The 7,160-nt window shown below is 66.8% G+C and carries 7 protein-coding genes and 2 pseudogenes; 6 read left to right on the forward strand and 3 right to left on the reverse strand.

The features are described from left to right. Positions 1-170: 170 nt before the first annotated feature. The 4 genes and pseudogenes from B3Z70_RS12060 to B3Z70_RS12075 all read left to right on the forward strand — a co-directional run. Positions 171-1,649 carry a D-alanyl-D-alanine carboxypeptidase gene (locus tag B3Z70_RS12060; protein WP_292045630.1) on the forward strand — a complete coding sequence of 493 codons (1,479 nt, stop codon included), beginning with the start codon at positions 171-173 and terminating at the stop codon, positions 1,647-1,649. Between the two features lie 65 nt (positions 1,650-1,714). Further along, positions 1,715-1,954 (forward strand): annotated as a pseudogene (locus B3Z70_RS12065) (radical SAM protein); the annotation flags it as partial. 102 nt (positions 1,955-2,056) lie between these two features. Further along, on the forward strand, positions 2,057-2,368 hold the full coding sequence (locus B3Z70_RS12070; protein WP_312124063.1) for a hypothetical protein: 312 nt from the start codon (positions 2,057-2,059) through the stop codon (positions 2,366-2,368). Continuing rightward, a pseudogene (locus tag B3Z70_RS12075) lies at positions 2,365-3,087 on the forward strand (radical SAM protein); the annotation flags it as partial. The gene B3Z70_RS12070 and the pseudogene B3Z70_RS12075, both read left to right, overlap by 4 nt. Here B3Z70_RS12075 and B3Z70_RS12080 read toward each other — a convergent pair. From B3Z70_RS12080 to B3Z70_RS12090, 3 genes are read right to left on the reverse strand one after another with little or no spacing between them, the layout of a single operon-like run. After that, positions 3,026-3,262, reverse strand: a complete 237-nt coding sequence (locus tag B3Z70_RS12080; protein ID WP_292045631.1) for a hypothetical protein — start codon at positions 3,260-3,262, stop codon at positions 3,026-3,028. The pseudogene B3Z70_RS12075 and the gene B3Z70_RS12080 overlap by 62 nt on opposite strands. Further along, positions 3,259-3,471 (reverse strand): hypothetical protein, encoded by a 213-nt coding sequence (locus B3Z70_RS12085; RefSeq protein WP_292045633.1) that lies wholly within the window; start codon positions 3,469-3,471, stop codon positions 3,259-3,261. The genes B3Z70_RS12080 and B3Z70_RS12085 overlap by 4 nt, the downstream gene beginning before the upstream one ends. 9 nt (positions 3,472-3,480) lie before the next feature. Further along, entirely contained in the window at positions 3,481-3,786 is a 306-nt protein-coding gene (locus B3Z70_RS12090) for a plasmid stabilization protein (protein WP_292045635.1), read from the reverse strand. Between the two features lie 426 nt (positions 3,787-4,212). Between B3Z70_RS12090 and B3Z70_RS12095 the strand changes: the two genes are divergently transcribed. Continuing rightward, entirely contained in the window at positions 4,213-5,010 is a 798-nt protein-coding gene (locus B3Z70_RS12095; protein ID WP_292045636.1) for an AbrB family transcriptional regulator, read from the forward strand. Beyond that, the coding region (locus tag B3Z70_RS12100) for an AMP-binding protein (RefSeq protein WP_292045638.1) at positions 5,007-7,160 on the forward strand (2,154 nt) is incomplete at its 3' end. The genes B3Z70_RS12095 and B3Z70_RS12100, both read left to right, overlap by 4 nt.

Consider the following 7,160-nt stretch of genomic DNA (forward strand, 5'->3'; position numbering starts at 1 on the left):
CGCCGATAAGCTGTCAGGGATAACCCCGATAGACGGTTCAAATTCGCGTTGACGGGCGGTTAACCACCATGAAACCCCAGGTTCCTATGCTAACCCTTTCGTCGCGTCGGCCGGGGGGCCTGCCGCACCCTGCTCGCCAAGGGCTTGATTACCAAGGGGTTGTATCGCCCATGATCGCCTTCCTCCGCCGCGGCCTCTTGGCCCTCCTCGCCGCCTCGCTGGTGTTGGGCTTCCATGTCCGCCCGATCGAGGCCCAGTCTCAGGAAAGCAGTCGCTATGCCGCCATCGTGATCGATGCGGCGACGGGAGAGGTTCTGTTCGCCCGTAACGCCGACAGCCGCCGCTATCCGGCGTCCCTGACCAAGATGATGACGCTGTATCTGACGTTCGAGGCGCTGTCGCAGGGCAAGGCGAACCTGAACGACGTGCTGACGATTTCTCCCCGCGCCGCCTCGCAGCCGCCGTCCAAACTGGGTCTGGCGGCGGGTCAGACCATCACCCTGGACAACGCCATGCGCGCCACCGCCGTGCGGTCGGCCAACGACATGGCCCTGGCCATCGGGGAGCATATCGGCGGGTCCGAGGCGCGCTTCACAAACATGATGACGATGAAGGCGGAACAGCTTGGCATGACCCAGACCCGCTACGTCACCGCCAACGGCCTGCCCGATGCGCGCCAGCTGACCTCCGCGCGCGACCAGGCCATCCTGGCGCGGGCCATCATGCGCGATTTCCCCCAGTATTACAGCTATTTCGGCCTGCACGACTGGGCCTACAACGGCCGCAACTATCGAAACACCAACGGCCTGCTGCCGACCGGGCGCGGCTATGACGGGATGAAGACCGGCTACACCAACGCCTCGGGCTACAATCTGGCGGCCTCGGCGGTGCGCGACGGGCGTCGCCTGATCACCATCGTTCTAGGCGGTCGTTCGACGGCCAGCCGCAACGCCCACGTCGCCGAACTGATGGACACCGGCTTCGAGGTCGAGCGCCGTCGCGCCCAGGGCGAACGGATCCAGGTCGCCCAGACCTTCTTCGAGCAACGCGGCTTCGGCATCGGCGGGGAGTCCGCGACGGGCGACGCGCCCATCGCCTACGCCTCGATCCGCGACGACGAGGACGGCGACATCGCAGGCTCCACCGCCGTCGCCTATACGGCCGCCCCGGCCCCTGTCGTCCTGCCGACGCGCGTCGCGCCAGCGCCGTCCGAACGCGCGGCCAGCCAGCGCGCGGCGGCGACCGCCCAGGCGGCAGGACAGGCCGCCGCGACGAGCGCGCGCGCGCCGCATAACGTCACCGCCTCGCTGAACGGCGCGCCGGCGAGCGCGGCCATCGCCCCCTCCACCACGCCGCGTCGCGCCACGCCGCCGCCCGCACGGGAAGCGGCGCGCACGGCCGCCCGCGCGCCCGCCGGACGCTGGGCCGTCCAGGTCGGCGCGTTCCGCGACGAGAAGGTCGCCAACGACTGGCTGACCGAACTGAACCGCCGGTTCCGCACCCAGTTCGCCAGCGCGGAGCGCAACGTCCAGACCGCCGGCGACTGGTATCGCTCGCGCTTCACCGGCCTGACCGAAACGGCCGCCAAGGGCGCCTGCGAGGCCCTGGCCGAACGCCGCGTCACCTGCATGGTCATCGGCCCCGACTGAACCGCCTGACTGCGCTGGAACAAATGTTCTTGCTTTGTTCCAGTCAATGACGCATCCTCCTTCCCATGGAAACCGCCAAGGGAAGAGGCGCGCGTTCGAATGCCACCGGCCGCTACGAACCTGAGCAGCACCTGTCGTTCGACGACGGCTGGACGCGCGACGACGCCGAGGCCGCGCCCCTGCGCACCACCCTCACGCCGGAACACGCCCGCACGATCATCGCCCGGAACGACAGCCCGGACATCGGATTCGACCGCTCCATCAACCCGTACAAAGGTTGCGAACATGGCTGCGTCTATGCCTACGTTACACACTGACCAGATGCAGGCCCGGCCTATGCCGAATTGGGCGTTCCCGCGCGCTTACCTGAAACGCCCGGTCGTCGGCGGCCCGGTCCAGCGGGTCGCTTGGAATCACGCGTCGAGCCCGTCGGCCTAATCAGCATGGTTGCTGCGTCGCTCGCCAAAGGCACCCGAGGTCGACGCGCCAAGTCAAACGCCAGCGGCAGGTTCGAGGCCACGCAGGTCGAGGCATTTGATGACGGCTGGACGGACGACGACGCCGCCCTCCCCATCCAGATCGCGACGACGGTGACCCCGCTACGATCGCGGACGATCATCAGCAAGAACCAGTCGCCCGACATCGGGTTCGAGCGGTCGATCAATACCTACAAGGGATGCTCGCACTGCTGGCTCTATTATTCTGTTACACAGCCATGAGCGAGGCAGTGAAACTGAGGCCCGCCATCCGGGGTCGGGGTGCCAAATCCAACGCCAGCGGTCGGTTCGAAGCCACTTTGGTCGAGGCGTTCGACGACGGCTGGACCGATGAAGATGTCCCCTCCTCCACCCAGATCCCAACAACAATAACCCCGCTCCACTCCAGAACCATCATCAGCAAGAACCAGAGCCCAGACATCGGCTTTGAGAGTTCCATCAATCCTTACACAGGTTGCAGCCATGGATGTAGCTACTGCTATGCTCGCCCGTCCCATGCCTACATGGGCCTATCCCCGGGCCTGGATTTCGAGAGCCGGATTTTCTACAAGCCCGACGCCGCGCGTCTCCTGGAACAGGAACTCAGCGCCAAAAAATACGTCTGGAAACGAATCCACATAGGCGGCAATACCGACCCCTATCAGCCGGATGAGCGCGACCTGAAGATCACGCGTGGCGTGCTGGAAGTGGCGACCCGATTCAACCAGCCGGTCAGCGTCATCACCAAGTCCACCCTGATCACTCGGGACTTGGACATCTTGGGGCCGATGGCGCGCGAGGGGCTGGCGACGGCCTTCATCTCGATCACGACCCTCGATCGAGGACTGGCCCGTGCGATGGAGCCACGCGCCTCGACGCCGCAGCGAAGGTTGGATGCGATCAAGGTTCTGGCGGATGCCGGCGTGCCCGTCGGGGTTGGTTTTGCTCCGGTGATTCCGGGGGGGATAACAGCTCGATTTGCTCCGGATCGGGCCGGGTCTGGGTGTCGGCATGGTGTTCGATGCGACCGCTTTCGACCTCGGCGCGAGAGAAGACCTCCTCCTGGCCATCCTCAAGCAACTGGTCCTCAGGGCCGCCAAGGCCGCCCTGAATTAAACCGGAAGCGCCGCCGGTCATGTGATCTGATCCGGGTCGGTCTGAGTTCCCGGCGGCGGGGCATCGACCTCCTGATCGGGATCGTCCGTCTTGATGATGCTCAGGATGGCTTCGCCCGTCTGCATCAGCTCGGCCGCCGCGTCCGCAGCTTGGACGTCGGTTTTGGACGGGACCTCCACCTCGCGGCTGGGTCCGCCTTCGCCGCCGATGGAGACGCGATAGACCTTCATGGCCATGGCTCAGTGCGCGGCCTTCCGGCGCCGCGTCTCCCAGCCCTTCTTCGCGGCGGCGGAACGGTCGGCCTTAGAGCGGCTGGCCGCAGCCTCCCCGCCCTTGCGCCCGCCCTTGTGCGCGGCGGGATGACCGGTGTGTTTGCCGCGTCCGGAGCCGCTCTTCTTGCCGCCGCCGTCGTCCTTGTTGACGGTGGCCCAGGCGCGCCGTTCGGCTTCCTTGTCCGACACGCCGCGCTTCTCATAGCCGGCCGCGATGTGATCGGACTTGCGTTCCTGCTTGTCCGTATAGGCGGACTTGTCGCTTCTAGGCATGGGACTCTCCTCTCCGGATAGGGAAATCTCAATGCGCGCAACAGTTTCAGCTTGAGCGCACATATACCTCCGGCGAGGTCGTGCTGCTTCGAACGGCGCTCGATCACCCATGAACCAAAGTCGATCCTCGGCCTTTACCTGCCATGCTCACGGCGGCGGAACGTCTGGAACGTGCGGTCGAACTGGAGCGACTGGCCGACAGCGATCCCGAACCGTTTCGTCAGACTGCCTACCGTCAGATGGCCGCGTTCTGGCGAGCTTCGGCGAAGGTGCGGCCATACGATGGTCCCGACGACGAATAAGCCCGATTATAGCAGCGTGAGCTGGGAATGCGGCCGATCCATTCTGCGAGAACCTCTCGGCAGGCCCATCCGCTCGGCGGGATCAATCACTGTCCGCATTCAACGGTTCCATATGCGGCACGGCATGGGCCTCGCCTTTCTTTCCGGACAGATGGGGCTGATGTCGCCCGCCACGGCCGTCTGGGGGCTGGCTCCGGGGTCCGCCACGGCCATGATGGTCTTCGCCGAAGCGGCGGGCGGCGACGCCCGCAAGGTCGCCCTGATGCAATACGCCCGCATCGTCCTGGTCGCGTTCGCCACCCTGGGTGTGGCTCACGGCATGACCCATGCGGCGATTGGACAGGCGGCCCGGAACTGGTTGCCCGAATTGTCGCCGATCGGGCTGTTGGCGACCATTGTCCTCGGCGGCGGGGCGGTCCTGCTGAGTCTATGGACGCGGGTCGGCGTCCTGGCCCTGCTCGTCCCGATCCTAGCTGGGATGCTGCTCGGCGCGGCGGGTGTTCCCTTCCAGACGCCGCCGCTGATAACGGCCGCAGCCTATGCGGTGATCGGCTGGACCATCGGATTGAGCTTCACCCGGGCGAGCCTGGTCGACAACCTCTACAGCCTGCCCGTTATCGTCGGCGGCGCGATCCTCCTTATCGGCGCGTGCGCATTCGTCGGCCTCGTGCTGGGCCGCCTGTTCCACATCGATCCACTGTCGGCCTACCTGGCGACCAGCCCGGGTGGCATCGACGCCATGCTGATTATCGCGGCGTCGACGCCGGTCGATCTGCCGTTGATCCTCTCCGCCCAGCTTGTCCGCTTTCTGATGGTCCTCGCCTTTGCGCGCCCCATCGGATCCCTCATCGTCCGGCGTACACGGCTCATTTCTAGCGGGCCACTGACGGCCGTGACGGAACACCTTCGAGATTCCCGATGAGCTATCGCGCCCCCGTCCGTGACCTGGCCTTCACCCTGGAGGCCATAGCCGGCGTGGCCGACGTCGCCGCCACCGGCGCCTTCCCCGACTATGACGCCGACGTCGCCGGCGCGGTGCTGGCGGCCGCCGGCCAGTTCTCGGAAGAGGTGCTGGCCCTCCTGAACCGCATCGGCGACCAGAAGGGGGCGACCTATGCCAACGGATCGGTCACGGCCGCGCCGGGCTTCGCCGACGCCTATCGCCAGTTCGCCGTCGGCGGCTGGACCGGCCTGTCGGCCTCGGCCGAGGCGGGCGGCCAGGCCCTGCCCAAGGCGCTGGAGCTGGCGGCCTATGAGACCGTCCACGCCGCCAACATGGCCTTCGGCCTGTGCCCCATGCTGTCGCTGGCCGCCATCGAGGCGCTGGAACAGGTCGGCACGGAGGATCAGAAGGCCAGATATCTGACCCGGCTCGTCAGCGGCGAATGGACCGGCGCCATGGTGCTGACCGAACCGGGCGCGGGCTCTGACCTGGGCTCGCTGACCGCGACCGCCGCGCCGAACGGCGACGGGACCTATGCGCTGAACGGCCAGAAGATCTTCATCACCTGGGGCGACCACGACGCCACGGACAACATCGTCCATCTGGTGCTGGCCCGCCTGCCCGACGCGCCCAAGGGACCGAAGGGCATCAGCCTGTTCCTGGCCTCCAAATTCGCGGTGAAGGACGACGGGACCCTGAGCGACCGCAACGCCTTCCGCCCGGTCGGAGTCGAGCACAAGCTGGGCATCCACGCCTCGCCTACCTGCGTCATGAGCTATGAGGGCGCCCGCGCCGAACTGGTCGGCCGCCCGAACGAGGGCCTGGCCCACATGTTCGTGATGATGAACGCCGCGCGCCTGGCGGTCGGCGTCGAGGGCGTCGGCGTCGCCGAACGCGCCTATCAGCACGCCCTGGCCTATGCACTGGAGCGTCGCCAGGGCCGCTCGGTCTGGACCGGCGAACAGGGCGCGTCCATCTTCGACCACCCCGACGTGCGCCGCATGCTGGGCGTCATGAAGACCAAGATCTCGGCCGCGCGCGCCATCTGCCTGTCGACCGGCGTCGCCGCCGACCTGGCGCGCCACGCCGGGACCGAGGGGGAGCGTCGCCGCCGGAAGGGCCGCGAGGACCTGTTCACCCCCATCGCCAAGGCCTGGTCCACCGATGTCGGCTGCGAGGTCGCCTCCCTGGGCGTCCAGGTCCACAACGGCATGGGCTTCATCGAGGAGACCGGCGCGGCCCAATACTATCGCGACGCCCGCATCGCCCCGATCTACGAAGGCACCAACGGCATCCAGGCCATGGACCTGGTGGGTCGCAAACTGTCGATGGACGGCGGGGACTCGGCCAAGGCCCTGATCGCCGACATTAAGGCGACCCTGACGGACCTGGGTCGCCTCTATTCCGGCAAGCCGGTCGAACGCTTCGCCACGGCCGTCGAGGCGGTCGAGGACGCGACCCTGTGGCTGCTGGACCGCAAGGCCGATCCCGACGCCGCGGCCGACGTGCTGGCCGCCGCCGACGCCTATCTGAAACTGTTGGGCGACGTGGTCGGCGGCTGGATGCTGGCCAAGGGCGCCCTGGCGGCCAAGGCGAGGCTGGACGCGAACGACGGCGATCCGGCCTGGCTGCAGGGCAAGCTGGTGATGCCGGGCGCCAGGATGGATGGAGCAGCGCTCTACGAGCTGATCGCCTCGGAAGGCGTCACCTTCTCGGCCGCCGTGCCGACGGTGTGGCAGGGTCTGTTGGCCCAACTCCGAGAGAACAGGTTGCAGATTCCTGCGATGAAGCGGGTCCTGATCGGAGGATCGGCGGTTCCGGAAAGCCTCATCCGCGCCTTCCATGACGAGTTCGGCGTGGAGGTGACTCATGCGTGGGGAATGACGGAGACCTCTCCTGTCGCCTCCGTTTGCACGATGCCACCCGAACTGTCGGCCCTGCCTTACGATGAACAGATGAAATGGCGGATCAAACAGGGCAAACCACCGCTCGGTGTGGAGTTGGCGCTGAAGGACGACGCCGGCCGGTCCCTGCCGCATGACGGACAGACCTTCGGTCGACTTCTGGTGCGGGGCGCCACCATAGCCCGCGCCTATTTCAGGGAGCCGACGATATCCGTGCTAGGTTCA

The sequence above is a fragment of the Brevundimonas sp. UBA6550 genome (assembly GCF_002434505.1).
GTDB lineage: Bacteria > Pseudomonadota > Alphaproteobacteria > Caulobacterales > Caulobacteraceae > Brevundimonas.